Annotated in this window: 16 protein-coding genes; 12 read left to right on the top strand and 4 right to left on the bottom strand. The window is 70.2% G+C overall.

What is annotated here, in order from left to right; genetic code table 11:
* Positions 1–8: 8 nt before the first annotated feature.
* The 3 genes from SH922_RS34775 to SH922_RS34765 form a co-directional block, all read right to left on the bottom strand.
* On the bottom strand, positions 9–2,450 hold the full coding sequence (locus SH922_RS34775) for a SpoIIE family protein phosphatase (protein WP_393062528.1): 2,442 nt from the start codon (positions 2,448–2,450) through the stop codon (positions 9–11).
* A gap of 198 nt (positions 2,451–2,648) precedes the next feature.
* Positions 2,649–5,093 carry an MFS transporter gene (locus tag SH922_RS34770; RefSeq protein ID WP_393062527.1) on the bottom strand — a complete coding sequence of 815 codons (2,445 nt, stop codon included), beginning with the start codon at positions 5,091–5,093 and terminating at the stop codon, positions 2,649–2,651.
* A 188-nt stretch (positions 5,094–5,281) separates the two neighbouring features.
* On the bottom strand, positions 5,282–5,725 hold the full coding sequence (locus SH922_RS34765) for an SRPBCC family protein (protein WP_393062526.1): 444 nt from the start codon (positions 5,723–5,725) through the stop codon (positions 5,282–5,284).
* A 150-nt stretch (positions 5,726–5,875) separates the two neighbouring features.
* Between SH922_RS34765 and SH922_RS34760 the strand changes: the two genes are divergently transcribed.
* The 3 genes from SH922_RS34760 (at position 5,876) to SH922_RS34750 (ending at position 9,252) form a co-directional block, all read left to right on the top strand.
* The gene (locus SH922_RS34760) at positions 5,876–6,925 is read left to right on the top strand and encodes an Rv2578c family radical SAM protein (protein WP_393062525.1); all 1,050 of its coding nucleotides are present in this window, start codon (positions 5,876–5,878) and stop codon (positions 6,923–6,925) included.
* 129 nt (positions 6,926–7,054) lie between these two features.
* Positions 7,055–8,647, top strand: coding sequence for an alpha/beta hydrolase (locus SH922_RS34755; protein WP_393062524.1), 1,593 nt, complete (start codon positions 7,055–7,057; stop codon positions 8,645–8,647).
* Positions 8,648–8,688: 41 nt separating this feature from the next.
* Positions 8,689–9,252 carry a GNAT family N-acetyltransferase gene (locus SH922_RS34750; protein WP_393062523.1) on the top strand — a complete coding sequence of 188 codons (564 nt, stop codon included), beginning with the start codon at positions 8,689–8,691 and terminating at the stop codon, positions 9,250–9,252.
* Here SH922_RS34750 and SH922_RS34745 read toward each other — a convergent pair.
* Positions 9,230–9,802 carry an adenylosuccinate lyase gene (locus tag SH922_RS34745; RefSeq protein WP_393062522.1) on the bottom strand — a complete coding sequence of 191 codons (573 nt, stop codon included), beginning with the start codon at positions 9,800–9,802 and terminating at the stop codon, positions 9,230–9,232. The genes SH922_RS34750 and SH922_RS34745 overlap by 23 nt on opposite strands.
* Before the next feature lie 372 nt (positions 9,803–10,174).
* Here SH922_RS34745 and SH922_RS34740 point away from each other — a divergent pair, with 372 nt between their 5' ends.
* From SH922_RS34740 to SH922_RS34700, 9 genes are all read left to right on the top strand, one after another.
* Positions 10,175–11,956, top strand: coding sequence for a 3-hydroxyacyl-CoA dehydrogenase family protein (locus SH922_RS34740; RefSeq protein WP_393062521.1), 1,782 nt, complete (start codon positions 10,175–10,177; stop codon positions 11,954–11,956).
* Positions 11,957–12,047: 91 nt separating this feature from the next.
* Positions 12,048–12,863 (top strand): TetR family transcriptional regulator, encoded by an 816-nt coding sequence (locus SH922_RS34735; RefSeq protein WP_351000874.1) that lies wholly within the window; start codon positions 12,048–12,050, stop codon positions 12,861–12,863.
* 56 nt (positions 12,864–12,919) lie between these two features.
* Positions 12,920–13,729 carry a GNAT family N-acetyltransferase gene (locus SH922_RS34730; RefSeq protein WP_393062520.1) on the top strand — a complete coding sequence of 270 codons (810 nt, stop codon included), beginning with the start codon at positions 12,920–12,922 and terminating at the stop codon, positions 13,727–13,729.
* A 369-nt stretch (positions 13,730–14,098) separates the two neighbouring features.
* Complete coding sequence (gene ccrA / locus SH922_RS34725; RefSeq protein WP_393062519.1) at positions 14,099–15,436, top strand: crotonyl-CoA carboxylase/reductase; 1,338 nt, start codon at positions 14,099–14,101, stop codon at positions 15,434–15,436.
* Position 15,437: 1 nt separating this feature from the next.
* Positions 15,438–17,450 carry a protein meaA gene (locus SH922_RS34720; protein ID WP_393062518.1) on the top strand — a complete coding sequence of 671 codons (2,013 nt, stop codon included), beginning with the start codon at positions 15,438–15,440 and terminating at the stop codon, positions 17,448–17,450.
* Entirely contained in the window at positions 17,447–18,472 is a 1,026-nt protein-coding gene (locus SH922_RS34715) for an HpcH/HpaI aldolase/citrate lyase family protein (protein ID WP_393062517.1), read from the top strand. Before SH922_RS34720 ends, SH922_RS34715 begins: the two co-directional genes overlap by 4 nt.
* A gap of 2 nt (positions 18,473–18,474) precedes the next feature.
* The gene (locus SH922_RS34710; RefSeq protein ID WP_393062516.1) at positions 18,475–19,002 is read left to right on the top strand and encodes a MaoC family dehydratase; all 528 of its coding nucleotides are present in this window, start codon (positions 18,475–18,477) and stop codon (positions 19,000–19,002) included.
* Between the two features lie 2 nt (positions 19,003–19,004).
* Positions 19,005–20,210, top strand: a complete 1,206-nt coding sequence (locus tag SH922_RS34705) for an acyl-CoA dehydrogenase family protein (protein WP_393062515.1) — start codon at positions 19,005–19,007, stop codon at positions 20,208–20,210.
* Positions 20,211–20,390: 180 nt separating this feature from the next.
* Complete coding sequence (locus SH922_RS34700; protein ID WP_393062514.1) at positions 20,391–21,038, top strand: phosphatidylserine decarboxylase; 648 nt, start codon at positions 20,391–20,393, stop codon at positions 21,036–21,038.
* Positions 21,039–21,058: the final 20 nt, after the last annotated feature.

The raw sequence follows: 21,058 nt of genomic DNA, 5'->3' as shown, positions 1-21,058 counted from the left end.
GGCTCCTGTCACCAGGCGGCCGGCCGGGGGTGCGGCACGCGGGACAGTGCCAGCTCGAACCAGACGGTCTTGCCGCGCGCCGTGGTACTGGTGCCCCATTCCCGGGCGAGGCTGCTCACCAGGACCAGTCCGCGGCCGAACTCGTCCTGCGCGGTGGCGCCCAGCAGCGTGGCGGGGGCGGGCTCGTCGTCGCTGACCTCGCAGAGCAGGGCGCCGGTGCGGACCAGCCGGAGCCCGATGTGATGGGTACGGCCGTGCTTCACGGCGTTGGTGACGAGCTCGCTGACCATCAGCTCGGCCGCCTCCACCGCGTCCGGCAGCTCCCAGTCGAGGAGCCGGCCACGGACCAGCCGACGGGCCCGGGCCACCTCGCGCGGGTCCAGGGCCAGTTGCCACTCCGCGACGTCACCGTCCGGGATGCCGTTGAGCCGGGCCATCAGCAGAGCCACGTCGTCCTTGCGACCGCCGCCGGGGTTCAGCGCGCGGATGATCGTGTCACAGGCGTCGTCCATCGACGCGGCGGGGTGGGCGGCGGAGGCGCAGAGCGCTGCCAGGCCCGCCCCGATGTCCTGACCCCGCACCTCGACGAGTCCGTCCGTGCAGAGCACCAGCCGGTCACCCGGGCGCACCCGCACGGTGGCGGTCTCGAAGGCGACCCCGCCGACACCGATCGGGGCGCCGGTCGGCAGGTCGAGCAGCTCGGCCCGGCCGTCCTCGGCCCGGACCAGCACGGGCGGGATGTGCCCGGCGTTGGCGATCTGGAGCTCGGAGCTGATCGGGTCGTAGACCGCGTAGAGGCAGGTCGCGAGGTACTGCTCGCCGAGCCGCTGGGCCAGGTCGTCGAGGTTGCGCAGGAGTTGGGCGGGCGGCATCTCCATCGTCGCCATGGTCAGGACGGCGGTGCGCAACTGGCCCATCATCGCCGCCGAGTTGAGGCCGTGGCCCATCACGTCACCGACGACGAGCGCGGTCCGGGAGCCGGGGAGCTTCACCGAGTCGAACCAGTCGCCGCCGACCCTGCCCAGCCGGGCGCCGGGCAGGTAGCGGGTGGCGATGTCGCAGCCGGCCATGCGCGGCTCGATCTGCGGCAGCATGCTGTCCTGGAGGGTCTCGGCGACGTTCTCCTGGTACGTGTACATGCGGGCGTTGTCGAGGACGAGCCCGGCCCGGGCGGCGAGTTCGGCACCGGTGGTGCGGTCCATGTCGTCGAAGGGTTCGCGGCCAGGGCGTCGCATCAGGACCATGAAGCCCAGCACCACGTCGCGGGCCTTGAGCGGGACGATGAGCAGGGAGCGGTGCGTGATCAGGGGGCGCAGGTCGCGCTTCTCGAACTCGCCCGAGATCCGGTTGCTCAACTCCTCGCTGACGTAAGGGATGATGACCGGCTCTCCGGTGACCATGCACTGGAAGAACGGGGTGTGCTCGGGGAAGGCGATGGATTCGCCGACGGGCACGGTGTCGTCCCAGCGGCCCGGTTCGTCGTTGTGCTCGACCCAGACACGGTGCCAGATGGTCGTGACGTCGGGCGGCCCGTCCGGGAAGCCCTCGCCGGCCAGGACCGCGGCGCGCAGATGCGTACCGGCGAAGTCGGTGAAGCGGGGCACGGCGGCGCTGGTGACCTCGCGGATGGTCCGTTCCAGGTCGAGGGAGGTGCCGATGCGGCCGCTGACCTCGTTGAGGAACTCCAGCCGCTCGCGGACCGCCGCGTATTCGAGGTCCAGCTCGGGACGGGGTGTGGCGCGCGGGACGGGCGAACCCGCGGCGGTGCGCTGCGGGCCGCCGGTGGCGCGGTGTCCGGTGCGCCGCGGCACGCCCCAGTCGGGGGTCACCGGGATCCGGTCGTGGTGACTGAACTCCAGTACGGGATAGCCGAGCTCAAGGACCTGGGAGACGATCCTGGTGGCCTCCTGGACACTCATGCTGGGCAGGATCTCGGGCAGCCGCGAGGAGAGCTCCCGGTAGCCGGGGAAGTCGGTGTGCAGGGCGAATCCCGGGGCGATCGTCTCGTTGTCCCGGGTCTCGCCCTCGCCCCTCAGCGGCGCGGAGTCGGCGGCCAGCACGAGCAGTCGTTCGGGACCCGGGCCGACGAGCGGATAGGCCCACCAGAGCACGTCGATGCGGCCGCGGTCCGGTTCGTCGACGCGGGCCCGGCCCGCCGCCGGGTAGGCGACCGTCCCGTTGAGGGAACTGTCGAGTTCGGGGCCGAACTCGGCGTACGCCCTGTCCGGCAACGGATCACCGTGCCGCCGTAACGCCCCGGTCACCGGCAGGAGTTCACCTGCGGGGCAGCCGACGGCGTCCTCCCGGGACACCCCGAAGAGTCTCCTCGCACCGGTCGACCAGTGCGAGACGAGTCCGTCCGCGTCGACGACGACCACGGCGAGCGGTACGCGGCCCGCCGCGGGGTCACGTGGCTGTGGTGTCCTCTGCGGTGGCACACCGAGGTCCATGGGCGGCAGGCTCCTTCCTCACCGCAAGGTTCTGCGGTGCGTGCGTCCACGGTACGGCCCCGTGTCCGGCGTCGCGGGCCATCGGCGGAATCACCCTCAAGGGGGTGGTGCGCCGCGCGGGGCCCGGCGCGACCGGACCGCGCCGCCGGGCCCCGCGGCGAAGCGCAGGGGTGGCCGGCCCGGCAAGCGGCCGGACTTTCAGTCCTCGTGGCCCAGCTGGAGGTCCCGTTCGGTGCGCCCGCCGCCCGCGACCTGGAGCACGGTGGCGACCGGCGGATAGCCGGCCGCGATCACGGTGTACTCGCCCGTGGACAGATCGACGAACCGGAAGGATCCGTCGGGGCCTGTGGTCAGCGTGTCGACCACGTTGCCGGCCGCGTCCAGGAGCGTCACCCGGGCGTCCTCGACGGGCCGTCCGCCACTGGCCCGGACGATCCCGCGCAGCACGGCTCCGCCGGCCAGTTCGATGTCCTGCCGGGTCTCCCTGGCGGCCTGCACGCTGACCGGCAGCGCGGCGGGCCGGAAGGCGGGCGCGGATGCGGCGAGGGTGTACTCGCCCGCGACCAGCTCCGTGATCACGTACCCGCCCTCGCGCCCGCTGCGCGTGGAGGCGACGACTTCCCCGCGTACGTCGGTCAGGGTGACGGCCGCGTCCCGTACCGGGAGGCCGTCCGCGGTCACGACGGTCCCGGCCAGCCGTCCGGCACCCCCGAGCACCACGTCCAGCTCCACCGGCCGTTCGCCCACGGTGACGCTGACCGCCTGCGGCTGGTGGCCCCCCGCGGCGGCGATGAGGACGTACGAACCGGCCCCGGGCACACTCAGCGCGTACCGCCCCTCGTCGCCGCTGGCACCCCTGCCGACCTGCTGTCCCTGGACGTCGATGAGGGTGAGGGCGGCGCGGGGCACCTTCGTACCGTCGGGGTGCTGGACACTGCCGCAGACCGGCACCCCCGAGAGGTACCCGGTGGACGGGGTGGCGGGGTCGGTGCGGGCGGAGGGGATCGATGCGGGCTCGGCTGCGGTTTCGGGGCTGCGGTGGGACACCAGCGGTTTCTCCTTGAGGAAGAAGGCGAAGAACAGGCCGAGCACGAGGACCGGCACGAGGTAGAGGAAGATCCGGGGCATCGCGTCGGCGTACGCCTGGATGTAGGCGTCCCGCAGCGCGGGCTCCATCGCGTGGACCAGCTGCGGCGTGATCGACTCCGGGTCGGGCAGACCGGCTCCGGAGGGCAGCCGCACGGCGAGCGCGTCGGCCAGCCGTCCGGCGAAGAGGGTGCCGAACACCGCGGCGCCGACGCTGCCGCCGATCTGCCGGAAGTAGTTGTTGGCGCTCGTCGCGGTGCCGAGGTCGGCCGGGCGTACGGAGTTCTGCACGGCAAGGACCAGCACCGGCATGATCAGCCCGATCCCGAGGCCGAGTACCACCTGCGCGATGCTGTACTCGAACCTCGGGGTGTCGGTTTCGAGCCGGGACAGCAGCCACATGCCCACCGCCGAGATCGCACTGCCCGCGATCGGGTAGACGCGGTAGCGCCCGGTACGGGAGATGAGCTGGCCCGAGACGACGGAGGCGCCCACGATGCCGCCCATCATCGGAAGCATCAGCAGCCCGGACTCGGTGGCGGTGGCCCCGTCGACCATCTGCAGGAAGGTCGGCAGATAGCTGGCGGCACCGAACAGCGCGACCCCGACCACCGCGCCGACCAGGGCGGTGACGTTGAAGATCGAGTCGCGGAACAGCCGCAGCGGGATGATCGGTTCGGGCGCGCGGTGCTCGACGGCGAGGAACAGCAGAGTCGTTCCGGCAGCTCCGGCGGCCAGCCCCAGAATGGTGCGCGACCCCCAGGCGTACTCCGTCCCGCCCCAACTGGTCAGCAGCACGAGGCAGGTGGAGGCGGCTGCCAGCAGAACGGCACCGAGGATGTCGAGCCGGGGCCGGACCGTGGGCTTCGGCAGTTTCAGTACGACGGTGATGACGGCCAACGTGACCAGGCCGAAAGGCACGTTGATGTAGAAGCACCAACGCCAGGAGGCATGGTCGGTGAAGAAGCCGCCGAGCAACGGGCCCGCAACGGAGGCGAGTCCGAAGGCCGCGCCGATGAGCCCCATGAACCGGCCGCGCTCCCGTGGCGGTACGACGTCCGCGATGATCGCCTGGACGCCGATCATCAGCCCCCCGCCGCCGACACCCTGAAGAGCGCGGAAGGCGATCAGTTCGTCCATGGTGCGCGACCAGCCGGCCAGTGCGGAGCCGACGACGAAGACGACGATCGCGAACTGGAAGACGCTCTTGCGGCCGAAGAGGTCGCCGAGCTTGCCGTAGATCGGGAGACCGATGGTCGAGGCGAGCAGATAGGCGGTGACCGCCCAGGACATCTTCTCGAGGCCGTGCAGCTCGCCGACGATCTTCGGGAGGGCGGTCGCGACGATCATCTGGTCGAGCGCGGCGAGCAGGAGCGTGAGCATCAGCCCGATGAAGACGAGCCTGATGCGGCGGGGGTCCGTCGCGCCGTCGCCGGGCGGGGCCGGGGCAGCGGATTCCGTCGCGGCGGGCGGCGGAGGCGGGGCGACCGCGGGCACCGCCTCGACGCCGCCCGTACCGTCCGGCTCGTCCTTCACCAGAGTGATGCCACCCACCACGTGCCGCTCCCCTCGTCGCACTGCCGCCGCCCATTTCTCGCATTGCGCGACAAGTGAGGGCAAACGCGACGAGGGGGCGCTGACGGCGCACTCAGGGGGCGTATCCCCCGGTGGGAGCCACTACGGCGCACAACCGACCGGCCGGAAAGACCACCCGAACCGGTGAGGCCGGGCGGCTGGACCGAAGGTTACTTCTCCACCTCGGCGGCGAGGTTCTGCAGGAGCTCGCCATAGATGCGCCCAAGTCCCTTGGGCGCAAAGGTCTTCTCGAAGAATCCGCCGATGCCGCCGGCACCGTTCCACACGGTGGAGACGACGGCCTTGGACTTGCCCTCACCGGCCGGGGTGACGGTCCACGTCGTGACCATCGAGGAGTTGCGGTCCTTCTCCACGAGCTGGCCGTCGGTGGGCTCGGTGACCTCCAGCAGGCAGTCGCGCACCCGCTTACTGGTGGCCTGGAGCTTCCAGTGGACGAGGGTGCCCTCGCCGTCGCCGCCCTCGCGGACCTCGTACTCGCTGAAGTGGTCCGGCAGCACCTTGCCGCGGACGTCCTTGTAGTCGGCCAGCGCGTCGAACACCGCTTCCGCGTCCGCCGCGATGATCCGCTCTGTCGTGGCCTCGACCTGCGCCATGGCTGTTCCTCCAGCACTCGGTTGTTCGGGGGTGTGCTGAGCCAACCACCTCGGCAGCCCGGCTCAAAATCCGGTCCGGGACGAAGGGGAGAAAACGATCAAGGGAACAAATGTTCTATTCTCGGGCTCAGTGCTACCGAGGAGGCGTCCATGCGCTGGGACAATCTGGCCGACAACCCCGCCGAAACCACCAGAACTGGTACCGGCGCGCTCTTCGCCGCGGACGCGGTGACGACCCGCACCTTCGACACTCCGGAGTTCCGGGGCATCACCTTCCACGAAATACGGGCCCGCTCGATCGTGAACCGGGTACCCGGTGCGTCCCGGATGCCGTTCGAGTGGACCGTCAACCCGTACCGCGGCTGTACACACGCCTGCGTCTACTGCTTCGCGCGCAAGACCCACAGCTATCTGGACCTCGACACCGGCCTCGGCTTCGACTCCCAGATCGTGGTCAAGACCAACGCCCCGGAGCTGGTGCGCCGCGAACTCGCCTCACCGCGCTGGCACGGCGCGCACATCGCGATGGGCACCAACGTGGACTGCTACCAGCGGGCGGAGGGCCGCTACGGCCTGATGCCCGGCATCCTCACGGCCCTGCGCGACCACGCGAATCCCTTCTCGATCCTCACGAAGGGCACATTGATCCTTCGCGACCTGGAGCTTCTGCGGCAGGCCGCCGACGTCACCGAGGTCGGCGTCTCGGTCTCCGTCGGCTTCACCGACCCCGAACTGTGGCGGACCGTGGAGCCCGGCACGCCCTCCCCCGAGCGGCGCCTGGACGTCGTCCGCACTCTCAGCGAGCACGGCATCGGCTGCGGGGTGCTGATGGCGCCCGTCATCCCGTACCTCGGCGACCGGCCGGACCAGCTGCGGGCGACGGTCCGCGCGATCGCCGCCGCCGGCGCGACCTCGGTGACCCCACTCGTCCTCCATCTGCGCCCGGGCGCCCGGGAGTGGTTCATGGAGTGGCTCGGCCGCCACCATCCGCATCTGGTGCGGCGGTACGAGCGGCTGTACGCGGACGGCGCCTACGCGCCCACGTGGTACCAGCGCCGCATCACCCGGTACGTGCACGAGCTGGCGACGGAGTACGGCATCGGCCCCTCGCACCACGGAACACCCCGCGGCTCCCGTGAGCGCGGCGAGCCGCAGACCCCGCCGCCCGCTTCCGAGCCCACCCAGCTGACCCTGCTCTGACCCGGGCCGCACCCGCGGAGGCAAACGGGTCATCTCTCACCAGAACAGGTCCTTCCGGCTCCGAATACGGGGACCATGCGGCGGGGGCTGCGCCGCGCGCAGCCGTGTTCCCCCACCACGGGAGGCCATATGACGAACCGTTCAGGAATTCTGGTCGCCGTCGGGGCGACGGTCGCCGGTCTGGTGACCGCCGCGCCGTCCCCGGCGAGCGCCGACGGCGGCGCCCAGCGCGCCGCGTCGATCAAGTGGACCGACTGCGGCACCCAGTCGTCCCCGACGCTCCAGTGCGCATCGGTGCACGCTCCGCTCGACCATGGCGACCCTTCGGGCCGCCAGGTCACGCTCGCCCTGTCGCGGATCCCGCACACGGCGAAGACGTTCCAGGGTCCGCTGCTGGTCAATCCGGGCGGTCCCGGCGGCAGCGGCCTGTCGATGGCCGGCTTCGTCGCCGGCTCACTGCCGGAGGCAGTGGCCGCCCAGTACGACGTGATCGGGTTCGACCCGCGCGGCGTCGGCAAGAGCCGGCCGGCCCTGGACTGCGTACCGAAGTACTTCGACCCGGTACGGCCCGACCCGGTTCCGCACTCCGTCGAAGACGAGCAGACCAACCGGAACCGCGCCCGCGACTTCGCGGCCGCCTGCGGCGAGAAGTACCCGGACCTGCTCCCGTACATGGACACGGTGAGCGCGGCCAAGGACCTCGACGTGATCCGGGCCGCGACCGGCTCACGGCAGCTCAACTACCTCGGCTACTCCTACGGCACCTACCTGGGCACGGTGTACGCGAAGCTGTTCCCGGACCGCGTCCGGCGCCTGGTCCTCGACTCGAACGTGGACCCGGACGGGGTCTGGTACGACGACAACCTCAGCCAGGACTACGCGTTCGACACCCGCCACAAGGCGTTCGCCGCCTGGGTCGCGAAGTACGACAGTACGTACAAGCTCGGCACCGACCCGGCGAAGGTCGAGGCGGCCTGGTACCGGATGCGGGACGCGGTCAAGAAGCATCCCGCGGGCAACAAGGTCGGTGCGGGCGAGCTGGACGACACCTTCCTGCCGGGCGGTTACTACAACGGCTACTGGCCGACGCTGGCCGGGGCGTTCGCGGCCTATGTGAACGGCAAGGACGAGAAGGCCCTGGTCAAGGCGTACGAGCGCTTCGGGGCGGTCGACGCGGAGGGCGACAACGGGTACTCGGTCTACTCGGCCGTGCAGTGCCGCGACGCGCAGTGGCCGGGCGACTGGAACGTCTGGCGCAACGACAGCCGGCGGGTCCACGCCAAGGCGCCGTTCATGACCTGGGGCAACACCTGGTACAACGCGCCGTGCGCCGACTGGCCGGTGGAGCCGCTGAATCCGGTCCGGGTCTCCAACGACGAGCTGCCACCGGTGCTGCTCTTCCAGGCGACGGACGACGCGGCCACTCCGTACGAGGGCGGGGTCACCCTGCACCGCAAGCTCGACGGTTCGAGTCTGGTCGTCGAGGAGGGCGGCGGCAACCACGGCGTCACGCTGAGCGGCAACGCCTGCCTGGACCGGTACCTGGCGGACTATCTCGCCAAGGGGACGGTGCCCCGCGGGAAGGGCGCCGAGGTGGACGCGGTCTGCGCGAAGACGCCCGACCCGAAGCCGGAGACGGCCAAGTCCGCGCGGCCTGCGTCCCGTACGGAGGCGAACGGCCGGGGCAGCACGCTGCACAGGCTGCTCGGGTTCCGGGGCTGACCGGGCTGCGACCCCTCGGGGGCGTGCGCGAGGATGGCCGGATGACTTCGCGCCCCACTCCGGCACACGCCCCCGAACCACTGATCCGGGACATGACCGTCGACGACTGTGAAGCGGTCTCGACGGTCCGCGTCCGCGGCTGGCAGAGTGCGTACGCCGGCCTGATGCCGCAGGCGCATCTCGACGCGATGGACATCGCCGAGGACGCGGAGCGCCGTCGCGGCTTCTTCACCGGGGACAACGTGGTCGTCAACCTGGTGGCCGAGCGGGCAGGCCTCGGCGTCATCGGCTGGGCCGCGTACGGGCCGTACCGCGAGGACGGAAGGCGGCTCGCGCGCGGCGAGCTGTACGCGATCTACGTGGCTCCGGAGCAGACCGGGACGGGGGTGGGCCGGGCCCTCATGGCGGAGGTGCTCGCGCGCGCCGCCGCGGCCGGTCACCCGGACCTCGCACTCTGGGTGCTGGCCGGGAACGCGCCCGCCCGTCGCTTCTACGAACGGGCTGGCTTTCACGCCGACGGTGCCGAGGAACCCTTCGACGTGGACGGTGTCCCGGTGCCCGAGGTGCGCTACGTCCGCCCCCTCAGCCCGCCGGAAGCCGGCTGAGCGCGTCCTCGGCCGCGTCGCCGAGCCGCGGGTGCGGCAGGGCCGCCTCCAGGACCGGGCGGGCCTGCGCGTCGCCGAGCCGCCCCAGGCCCTCGACGCAGGCCAGCGCCACCCGCCAGTGCGGCTCGTCCGGCCCCAGCAGCCGGGACAGGGTGCTCATCAGCGCGGGCACGGACTCGGGGGCCCGCAGTTCGGTGAGCAGTCGGACCGGGTGGAGGGCGTAGGCGGTGCGCAGGTCGTTGGTGGCGAGCGCCGCGGCGGCACGGGGCGTGCGGGGGTCGCCCAGGCGGGCCAGGGCGTGGGCGGCTGCGACGCAGCGCTCCGGGTCGCGGTGGTTGAGCAGCAGCACCAGGGGCTCGAAGGCGCGGCGGTCACCGCCGCAGCCGAGCCGGAACGCGGCGATCTCGCGTGCCCACAGCGGGCGTTCGTGCTCGACGAGCACGCGGGCCAGTTCCTCGTCGTCATCGGTGGCGATCAGCCTGCGGTAGGCCGCCGACTCCCCTGCCTCGTCCGCCAGCCGGTGCGTCAGTGACCGGTACTCCTCATCCATGACCGTCAGCGTATCGGTGGCCACACAGCGTGCCGGCGGAGGCGGTTGATGTGAGGGGGGCCACAACAATCGGGGGCTGGCGCGCTCATTACCCGTCGGTTAACCTCATGTGAGCGGGACACTCCCCCGCTGGCTCCGGTGGCCTGGTGACGCAGCCACCCGGAGTGTTTGTCGGTTCGGCAGCTTTGCGAGACGTGACTCCGGGACAGAGTCCGTCGCCCCTTCCCGGTCCCGGCGGGTAATTCACGCCCGGGACCCGAGCACCACGACAGGCAATTCCCGCACGCCATGCGCCGGTCGGGCCCTTCGCCCCTCTCATCGGCCGCGCGCTCCGTGCGTCCCTCAGCCGTCACTCATCCCTGGAGTCCCGTGATGGACACCCATTTCAGCACCATCGCCGTCGTCGGCCTCGGCACCATGGGCACCGGCATCGCCGAGGTCCTGACCCGCGCCGGCCGCGAGGTCATCGGTATCGACATCAGTGACGCGGCCGCCCGCCAGGCCGTCGCCTCCCTGGAGGCCTCCACCGCCCGCGCCGTGCAGCGCGAACGGATCACGGAGGAGGAGCGGCGCGACGTCCTCGCCCGGTTCCGTACCTTCTCCGACCTCCAGGCCGCGGCGGACGCCGAGCTGGTCATCGAGGTCGTGCCCGAGACGTACGAGATCAAGCAGCAGGTCTTCCGGGAGCTCGACGCGGTCGTCTCACCCACCGCGATCCTCGCCACGGGCACCAACGCCCTGTCGGTGACCCGGCTCGCCGCGGAGTCGCAGCACCCCGAGCGCGTGCTCGGCCTGCACTTCTTCAACCCGGCGCCGGCGATGAAACTGGTCGAGGTCGTCTCGTCGGTGCTGACCGCGCCGCCGGCCGTCGAGGCCGTCACCGCGCTCGCCCGACAGCTGGGCAAGGAGCCGGTCGCGGTCGGCGACCGGCCGGGGTTCGTCGCCGACGGCCTGCTCTTCGGCTACCTCAACCAGGCCGCCGCGATGTACGAGGCGAGCTACGCCTCCCGCGAGGACATCGACGCGGCCATGAAGCTGGGCTGCGGTCTGCCGATGGGCCCGCTCGCCCTGCTGGACCTGATCGGCATCGACACGGCCCGTACCGTCCTGGAGGCGATGTACGCCGCCTCGCACGACCGGCTCCACGCCCCGGCCCCCGTCCTCGGCCAGCTCAGCGCGGCCGGGCTGACCGGCCGCAAGACGGGCCGCGGCTTCTACACGTATGCGGAGCCGGGCAGCCAGACGGTGGTTCCGGACGCGCTGACTCCGGCGCGGGACGCCGGGGCGGGTGCGGGCCGCACGGTGCGTTCGGTCGGTGTCGCGGGCTCCGGGACGATGGCTTCGGGGATCGCGGAGGTCTTCGCGAAGGCCGGCTACGACGTGGTGCTCGCCGCGCGCAGCCAGGAGAAGGCGGACGTCGCCAAGGTGCGGATCGCCAAGTCGCTGGAGCGGTCGGTCACCAAGGGGCGGCTGACGGCCGAGGCCCGGGACGAGACCCTCGCCCGGATCACCGCGGCGGGCTCGCTGGACTCCTTCGACGGGGTGGACCTGGCCGTCGAGGCCGTCGCCGAGGACCTGTTGGTCAAGCAGCAGCTGTTCGCCACGCTGGACAAGGTGTGCAGGCCGGGCGCGGTGCTCGCCACCACCACCTCCTCGCTGCCCGTCGTGTCGATCGCCCGGGCCACCTCGCGGCCCGAGGACGTCATCGGGATGCACTTCTTCAACCCGGCGCCGGCGATGAAGCTGGTCGAGGTCGTCCGTACGGTGCTCACCGCCGACGACGTGCACGCCACGGTCCGCGAGGTCTGCGGAAAGGTGCGCAAGCACCCGGTGGACTGCGGGGACCGGGCCGGGTTCATCGTGAACGCGCTGCTGTTCCCGTACCTCAACAACGCGATCAAGATGGTCGAGGAGCACTACGCCACCCTCGACGACATCGACGCCGCGATGAAGCTGGGCGGCGGCTACCCGATGGGGCCCTTCGAGCTCCTGGACGTCGTCGGCCTCGATGTCTCGCTCGCCATCGAGAAGGTGCTGCACGGCGAGTTCCGCGACCCGGGCCTCGCCCCGGCACCGCTCCTGGAGCATCTGGTGGCCGCCGGCTGCCTCGGCCGTAAGACGGGGCGCGGCTTCCGCGAATATGCCCGCCGCTGACCCGGGGGCCGGGTGGGGCGGGCTGCTCGGCCCTTCGGGCGGCCCGCCCCCACAGGCGCACCCTCCTGCACGGATGCAGTACGTTCACACCATGTCCCAGCCCGCCAGGTCCCCCCGTGTGTCCGCCACGCCCGACGTCCCGGAAAGTGCCGCAGGCACCCGCGCCGCCGCCCAACGGCTCAAAATGCGCCGTGAGCTGGCCGCCGCGGCGATGGAACTCTTCGCCACGAAGGGATACGAGGCGACGACCGTCGACGAGATCGCGGGCGCCGCGGGTGTCGCCCGGCGGACCTTCTTCCGGCACTTCCGGTCCAAGGACGAGGCCATCTTCCCGGACCACGACGACACCCTCGTACGGGCCGAGGCGGTTCTCAACGCCGCCCCCGCGCACGAGCATCCGCTCGACACGGTCTGCCGGGGCATCAAGGAAGTCATGCGGATGTACGCGGCGAAGCCCGCGGTCTCCGTGGCCCGGTACAAGCTGACCCGGGAGGTGCCCACGCTGCGCCAGGCCGAGATCGCCTCGGTGGCCCGCTACGAGCGGCTGTTCACCCGCTATCTGCTGGGCCACTTCGACGAGCGCGACCACCTGGCCGGCAACGACGATCCGCTGCTGGCGGAGGTCGCGGCGTCGGCCGTGGTCACCGCGCACAACCACGTGCTGCGCCGCTGGCTGCGCGCGGACGGCCAGGGCGATGTGGAGGCGCAGCTGGACCAGGCGTTCGCCATCGTCCGGGACACGTTCGGGACGGGGATCGGCGCGGGCCGGACCGCCGGCAGTGAGCCGGCGAAGCCGCCGTCCGCGTCGGTGAGCACGGAGGGCGAGGTCCTGGTGGCCGTGGCGCGGACGGACGCGCCGCTGGACGAAGTGATGCGCACGATCCAGCAGGCACTCAAGGAGCGCTGAGCGGGCCGTGCAATAACCCGGTTGCCGGGGCGGAGCCCCGGTGCTGTGGTGTGCGGATGAACGATCAACCGACACCGCACCATGAAGAGCTGCTGGCCGTCTTCGACCGCGAGATGCGCGAGCACGCCCGCCCCGGCGGCCCCGGCGTCCGCGTCGAGCGCACAGCCGACCTCGTACGCCAGGTGGGTGCGCCCCACGACTGGAACGGCGTCGTCTGGTCGTCGCCGGATCTGGACGCGCCACGGGCGGACGCCGCGATCGCCGCACAGGTGGCCCACTGGACCGAGCTCGGGTACGACGAGTTCGAGTGGAAGCTGTACGCGCACGACCGGCCGGCCGACCTCGGGGCGCGGCTGCTGGCAGCCGGTTTCGAGCCCGAGGAGCCGGAGACCCTGCTCGTCGCGCCGGTCGCGGACCAGCCCACGACCGTTCGCCTTCCGGAGGGCGTCCACCTGCGCACGGTGCGTGACGAGGCCGATGTGGACCTGATGGCGCGGGCCCATGAGCGGGCGTTCGGCTCGGACTGGTCCCGGCGGCGCCCTCAGGTGCTGGCCCGGCTGGAGGAGGACCCGGACCACTTCGTCGGGGTGCTGGCCATGGCGGGCGACGAGCCGGTGAGCTCGGCCAGGTTGGAGCTGTACCCGGGCACCGGCTTCGCCGGGCTGTGGGGCGGCGGCACGGTCGAGGAGTGGCGCGGCAGGGGCGTCTACCGGGCGCTGGTCGCCTTCCGGGCGGGCATCGCCGCCGAGCGCGGCTACCGGTACCTCCAGGTCGACGCCACGGAGGACAGCCGGCCGATCCTTCAGCGCCTCGGATTCTCGGCCCTGAGCACGACGACGCCGTACGTCTACCGCCCCGCCTCCTGACCGGACCGGCACCACCCAGGAGGGGGCAGATGGCGGCAAAACACCCCACGTGTTGCTCATGCGTGGCACCCGGATGACAATTGAGGGAAATTGCTGGCACCCAGTGCCTTGCCAGCTGTCACGGAGTGCCATACGTTGAAGTCGTCCGGGCGGCCGGCGTGCTGAGACCTCACGTACGCCGGCTGTCCCCGCAAGCCACGTGCCTGCGCGCCCGGACGCCTGCGTCACAGGCAAACCCTTCTGCTCCACAGAGCAAGCAGCCGAAGCACCATCCGCCGAACCGACGGCACACCTCCACGCAACACCGCTCCCCCTGCTTCGCAGGACCCTCAAGCGTTCCCTCAAACGCCGCACCGCCGGAGGCACACCGTGAAGGAAATCCTGGACGCGATCCAGTCCGAGGACAGCACCGCCGCAGACTTCGCGGCCCTGTCCATTCCCGATTCGTACCGCGCGGTGACCGTGCACAAGGACGAGGCCGACATGTTCGCCGGCGTCGCCAGCCGCGACAAGGACCCCCGCAAGTCACTCCATGTGGAGGACGTGCCGGTGCCCGAGCTCGGCCCGGGCGAAGCCCTGGTGGCGGTCATGGCCAGCTCGGTCAACTACAACTCCGTGTGGACGTCGATCTTCGAGCCGGTCTCGACCTTCGGCTTCCTGGAGCGGTACGGCCGGCTCAGCGACCTCAGCAAGCGCCACGACCTCCCGTACCACGTCATCGGCTCCGACCTGGCGGGCGTCGTCCTGCGCACCGGCCCCGGCGTCAACGCCTGGAAGCCCGGCGACGAGGTCGTCGCGCACTGCCTGTCGGTCGAACTGGAGTCCTCGGACGGCCACAACGACACCATGCTCGACCCCGAGCAGCGCATCTGGGGCTTCGAGACCAACTTCGGCGGGCTGGCGGAGATCGCACTCGTCAAGTCCAACCAGCTGATGCCGAAGCCGGACCACCTCAGCTGGGAGGAGGCGGCGGCACCCGGGCTGGTCAACTCCACCGCGTACCGCCAGCTCGTCTCCCGCAACGGCGCCGGCATGAAGCAGGGCGACAACGTCCTCATCTGGGGCGCGAGCGGCGGACTCGGCTCCTACGCCACGCAGTTCGCCCTGGCCGGCGGCGCCAACCCGATCTGTGTCGTCTCCAGCGACCAGAAGGCTGAGATCTGCCGGAAGATGGGCGCCGAGGCGATCATCGACCGCAACGCCGAGGGCTACAAGTTCTGGAAGGACGAGCACAACCAGGACCCGCGCGAGTGGAAGCGGTTCGGCAAGCGCATCCGTGAACTGACCGGCGGCGAGGACGTGGACATCGTCTTCGAGCACCCTGGCCGCGAGACCTTCGGCGCCAGCGTCTACGTGACCCGCAAGGGCGGCACGATCGTCACCTGTGCCTCGACCTCGGGCTACAACCACGAGTACGACAACCGCTACCTGTGGATGTCGCTCAAGAGGATCGTCGGCTCGCACTTCGCCAACTACCGTGAGGCGTGGGAGGCCAACCGGCTCGTCGCCAAGGGGAAGATCCACCCGACGCTGTCGAAGGTCTACTCCCTGGAGGACACCGGCCAGGCCGCGTACGACGTGCACCGCAACCTCCACCAGGGCAAGGTCGGCGTCCTGGCGCTGGCGCCCACCGAGGGCCTGGGCGTGCGCAACGAGGAGCTGCGCGAGCAGCACATCGACGCCATCAACCGATTCCGGAACATCTGACATGACCGGCCGTCAGAAGGACCGCCCCTGGCTCATGCGGACGTACGCCGGTCACTCGACCGCCGAGGCGTCCAACGAGCTCTACCGGCGCAACCTCGCCAAGGGCCAGACGGGCCTGTCGGTCGCGTTCGACCTGCCGACCCAGACCGGCTACGACCCCGACCACATCCTCGCCCGCGGCGAGGTCGGACGGGTCGGCGTGCCCGTCTCGCACCTAGGCGACATGCGCCGCCTGTTCCAGGACATCCCCCTGGAGCAGATGAACACCTCGATGACGATCAACGCCACCGCGATGTGGCTGCTGGCGCTCTACCAGGTCGTCGCCGAGGAGCAGGGCGCCGACCCCGGCAAGCTCCAGGGCACCACGCAGAACGACATCGTCAAGGAGTACCTCTCGCGCGGGACGCACGTCTTCCCGCCGGGCCCCTCGCTGCGGCTGACCACCGACATGATCACGTACACGGTCAACCACATCCCGAAGTGGAACCCGATCAACATCTGCAGCTACCACCTGCAGGAGGCGGGAGCCACCCCGGTCCAGGAGATCGCCTACGCCATGTCGACGGCGATCGCCGTGCTCGACGCGGTCCGCGACTCCGGGCAGGTGCCCGAGGAGAAGTTCGGCGACGTGGTCGCCCGGATCTCCTTCTTCGTGAACGCGGGCGTCCGCTTCATCGAGGAGATGTGCAAGATGCGCGCCTTCGGCCGCATCTGGGACCGCGTCACCCGGGAGCGCTACGGCATCACCGACGCCAAGCAGCGCCGCTTCCGCTACGGCGTCCAGGTCAACTCCCTCGGTCTGACCGAGGCGCAGCCGGAGAACAACGTCCAGCGCATCGTGCTGGAGATGCTGGCCGTCACCCTCTCCAAGGACGCCCGCGCCCGCGCCGTGCAGCTGCCCGCCTGGAACGAGGCGCTGGGGCTTCCCCGGCCCTGGGACCAGCAGTGGTCGCTGCGCATCCAGCAGGTCCTCGCCCATGAGAGCGATCTGCTGGAGTACGAGGACATCTTCGCCGGGTCCCACGTCATCGAGGCCAAGGTCGACGAGCTGGTCACCGACTCGCTCGCCGAGATGGACCGGATCGAGCAGATGGGCGGCGCCATGGCGGCCGTCGAGTCCGGCTACCTCAAGTCCGAGCTGGTCTCCTCGCACGCTGCCCGGCGCGCCCGGATCGAGGGCGGCGAGGAGAAGATCGTCGGCGTCAACATCTACGGGACGACCGAACCCAATCCGCTCACCGCCGACCTCGACGGGGCGATCATGACGGTCGACCCGGCGAACGAGGCCAAGGTCGTCGCCGCGCTCCACGAGTGGCGCGACAACCGCGACGAACCCCGCGCCACCGAGGCACTGGCCGCCCTGAAGAAGGCCGCGGCGGGCACCGAGAACATGATGGCGGCGACCGTCGAGTGCGCCCGTGCGGGCGTCACCACCGGCGAGTGGTCCTGGGCCCTGCGCGACGTCTTCGGTGAGTTCCGCGCACCGACCGGCGTGTCCTCGGCCCCGGTCGCGGTGACGGCGGAGGCGGGCACCCCGCTGGCGCTCGTCCGCGAGAAGGTCGCCCGGACCGCGGAGGACCTGGGCGCGGGCCGGCTGCGGCTGCTCGTCGGCAAGCCGGGCCTGGACGGACACTCCAACGGCGCCGAGCAGATCGCCGTACGCGCCCGGGACGCCGGTTTCGAGGTCGTCTACCAGGGCATCCGCCTCACCCCCGAGCAGATCGTCTCGGCCGCCGTCGCCGAGGACGTGCACTGCGTCGGTCTGTCGATCCTGTCCGGCTCGCACGCCGAGCTGGTGCCGGACGTACTGAACCGGCTGCGCCGCACCGGCGCCGGCGACATCCCGGTGATCGCGGGCGGGATCATTCCCCCCGCGGACGCCGACGCCCTGATCAAGGCCGGTGTCGCCGCCGTATTCACCCCGAAGGACTTCGGTATCACGGAGATCATCGGCCGTATCGTCGACGAGATCCGGAAAGCGAACAAGCTCGACCCTCTGGAGGTCCCCGCATGACCACGCCCAGCCCGTCGCCCGCCACCACCCCGATTTCGGGCGGCTCCGCCGCGCACCCCTCGGCTGCCGTGAACCGTCTGCGCCCGCGCCGCTCCTGTCTGGCCGTGCCCGGCTCGAACCCGCGGTTCCTGGAGAAGGCCCAGGGCCTCCCGGCCGACCAGGTCTTCCTCGACCTGGAGGACGCCTGCGCGCCGCTCGCCAAGGAGGGCGCCCGTCATCACATCGTCGACGCGCTGAACAACGGCGACTGGACGGGCAAGACCCGGGTCGTGCGGGTCAACGACTGGACGACGCACTGGACGTACCGCGACGTCATCACGGTCGTCGAGGGCGCGGGCCCGAACCTCGACTGCATCATGCTGCCGAAGGTCCAGGACGCCCAGCAGGTCGTCGCGCTGGACCTGCTGCTCACCCAGATCGAGAAGACGATGGGCTTCGAGGTCGGGAAGATCGGCATCGAGGCGCAGATCGAGAACGCCAAGGGCCTCGTCAACATCGACGACATCGCCGCGGCCTCGCCCCGCCTGGAGACCCTGATCTTCGGCCCGGCCGACTTCATGGCGTCGATCAACATGAAGACCCTGGTCGTGGGCCAGCAGCCGCCCGGCTACGGCGCGGACGCCTACCACTACATCCTGATGCGCATCCTGATGGCGGCCCGTACGCACGACCTCCAGGCGATCGACGGACCGTTCCTCCAGATCCGCGACGTGGACGCGTACCGCGAGGTCGCCGGCCGCGCCGCGGCGCTCGGCTTCGACGGCAAGTGGGTGCTGCACCCCGGTCAGGTCGACGCGGCCAACGAGGTGTTCTCGCCTTCGCAGGAGGACTACGACCACGCCGAGCTCATCCTCGACGCCTACGACTGGTGCACCTCCGAGGAGGGCGGCAAGAAGGGCTCCGCGATGCTCGGCGACGAGATGATCGACGAGGCCAGCCGCAAGATGGCCCTGGTCATCGCGGGCAAGGGCCGCGCGGCCGGCATGCAGCGCACCTCCAAGTTCGAAGCTCCGGAGGCCTGATCATGCAGTTCGGACGCACGTACGAGGAATTCGAGATCGGTGCGGTCTACAAGCACTGGCCCGGAAAGACCGTCACCGAATACGACGACCACCTCTTCTGCCTGCTGACCATGAATCACCACCCGCTGCACATGGACAGCAACTACGCCGAGAAGACGACCGACTTCGGCAAGAACGTCGTGGTCGGCAACTACATCTACTCGCTGTTGCTGGGCATGTCGGTCCCGGACGTCTCCGGGAAGGCGATCGCCAACCTGGAGGTCGAGTCGCTCAAGCACGTGGCGCCGACCTTCCACGGCGACACGATCTACGGCGAGACCACCGTGCTGGACAAGACGCCGTCAAGGTCCAAGAGCGACCGCGGAATCGTTTATGTGGAGACCAAGGGCTACAAGCAGGACGGCACCCTCGTCTGCGTGTTCCGCCGCAAGGTCATGGTCCCCACCGAGACGTACATCAAGGAGCGGGGCGGCGAGCAGCCCGGCCGCCCGGAGCTGAAGCAGCCTTCGCAGAAGAACGTGGAGAAGTAGCCATGACGCGACTCGCCCAGACGGCCGGACTCAACGACGTCCAGCAGGAAATCCTCTCCACGGTCCGGGATTTCGTCGACAAGGAGATCATTCCGGTCGCGACCCAGCTGGAGCACCGCGACGAGTACCCGATCGAGATCGTCGAGGGGCTCAAGGAACTCGGCCTGTTCGGACTGATGATTCCCGAGGAGTACGGGGGTCTGGGTGAGTCGCTTCTCACATACGCGCTGTGTGTGGAGGAAATCGCCCGCGGCTGGATGAGCGTGTCGGGAATCATCAACACGCACTTCATCGTGGCGTACATGCTCAAGCAGCACGGCACGCAGGAGCAGAAGGACACCTTCCTGCCCCGGATGGCACTGGGTGAGGTCCGTGGCGCGTTCTCGATGTCCGAGCCGGCGCTGGGCTCCGACGTCTCGGCGATCAGCTCCAAGGGCGTCAGGGACGGCGACGAGTACGTCCTCAACGGCCAGAAGATGTGGCTGACGAACGGCGGCACGTCCTCGCTCGTCGCCGTCCTGTGCCGGAGTGACGAAGGCCACCCCGAGGGCACGCCCCCGCACAAGTCGATGACGACCTTCCTGGTGGAGAAGGAGCCCGGATTCGGCGAGGTCCGGCCCGGCCTCACCATCCCGGGAAAGATCGACAAGATGGGCTACAAGGGCGTCGACACCACCGAGCTCATCATGGACGGACTACGCATTCCGGCCAATCGCGTACTGGGCGGCACCACCGGCCGAGGGTTTTACCAAATGATGGACGGCGTGGAGGTCGGCCGCGTAAACGTGGCTGCGCGTGGCTGCGGCGTCGCACAGCGTGCATTCGAACTGGGCGTTTCCTACGCACAGCAGCGCCACACCTTCGGAAAGCCGATCGCCCAGCACCAGGCGATCCAGTTCAAGCTGGCCGAAATGGCCACCAAGGTCGAGGCCGCGCATGCGATGATGGTAAATGCAGCGCGCAAAAAGGACTCCGGGGAGCGAAACGACCTGGAGGCAGGGATGGCGAAGTACCTCGCCTCCGAGTACTGCAAGGAAGTCGTCGAGGACGCCTTCCGTATCCACGGCGGTTACGGCTTCTCCAAGGAGTACGAGATCGAGCGCCTCTACCGTGAGGCCCCGATGCTGCTGATCGGTGAAGGTACCGCCGAGATCCAGAAAATGATCATCGGGCGCCGACTCCTCGAGGAGTACCGTTTCCAGGGTTGATTGTCCCTTTCGTGGTGATTTAGCCGCGAAGAAGATCACACCCTGTCATCCTCATCCGGTGCCTTCCAGACGTCCGACTCGGCTGCTGGCTTGCCCAGTTGCGGTCCGCAACCGATAACATCGCCGGAAAGCCGCCGTCCCCCGTTGCCAGCGCGGCCTCATCCGCTACGAAGGTCATCCATGCCCGACAGCCATACCTCCGCACCACGCGGCGGGGTCCGCATCGCACGCGGAGCTTCGCCGTGGCTCCTGCCGACCGTCGCCACCGCCGCACTCAGCCTGACCCGGGCCCGCAGGTCCGGGCGCTGGGCGGCCGTGGCCGTGCCCACCACCGCGCTCGCGGCGGGCATGCTGTGGTTCTTCCGCGACCCCGAGCGCGAGATCACCCAGGGGCGCGTCATCTCACCGGCCGACGGCGTGGTGCAGAGCATCATGCCGTGGAAGGACGGGCGTACCCGCGTCGCGATCTTCATGAGCCCGCTGAACGTGCACGTCAACCGCGCGCCCCTGGCCGGCACGGTGACATCGGTCGAGCACGTCCCCGGTGGGTTCGTCCCGGCGTTCAACAAGGAGAGCGAGAACAACGAGCGCGTTGTCTGGCACTTCGACACCGAGCTCGGCGACATCGAGATGGTGCAGATCGCGGGCGCGGTCGCCCGTCGCATCGTCCCTTACATCCCGAAGGGCACGAAGGTGGAACAGGGCGAGCGCATCGGCCTGATCCGGTTCGGCTCCCGGGTCGACATCTACCTTCCGGAAGGTATCGATGTCGCGGTCGAGGTCGGACAGGCCACCACCGCGGGGGTGACTCGAATTGACCGTGATTGATCCTGATACACAGGCCGGCT

The organism is Streptomyces sp. LN549, assembly GCF_043203805.1.
Classification (GTDB): domain Bacteria; phylum Actinomycetota; class Actinomycetes; order Streptomycetales; family Streptomycetaceae; genus Streptomyces.
Note: the sequence above shows the minus strand (reverse complement) of the source record. Positions and strands in the feature narration are given on the sequence as shown.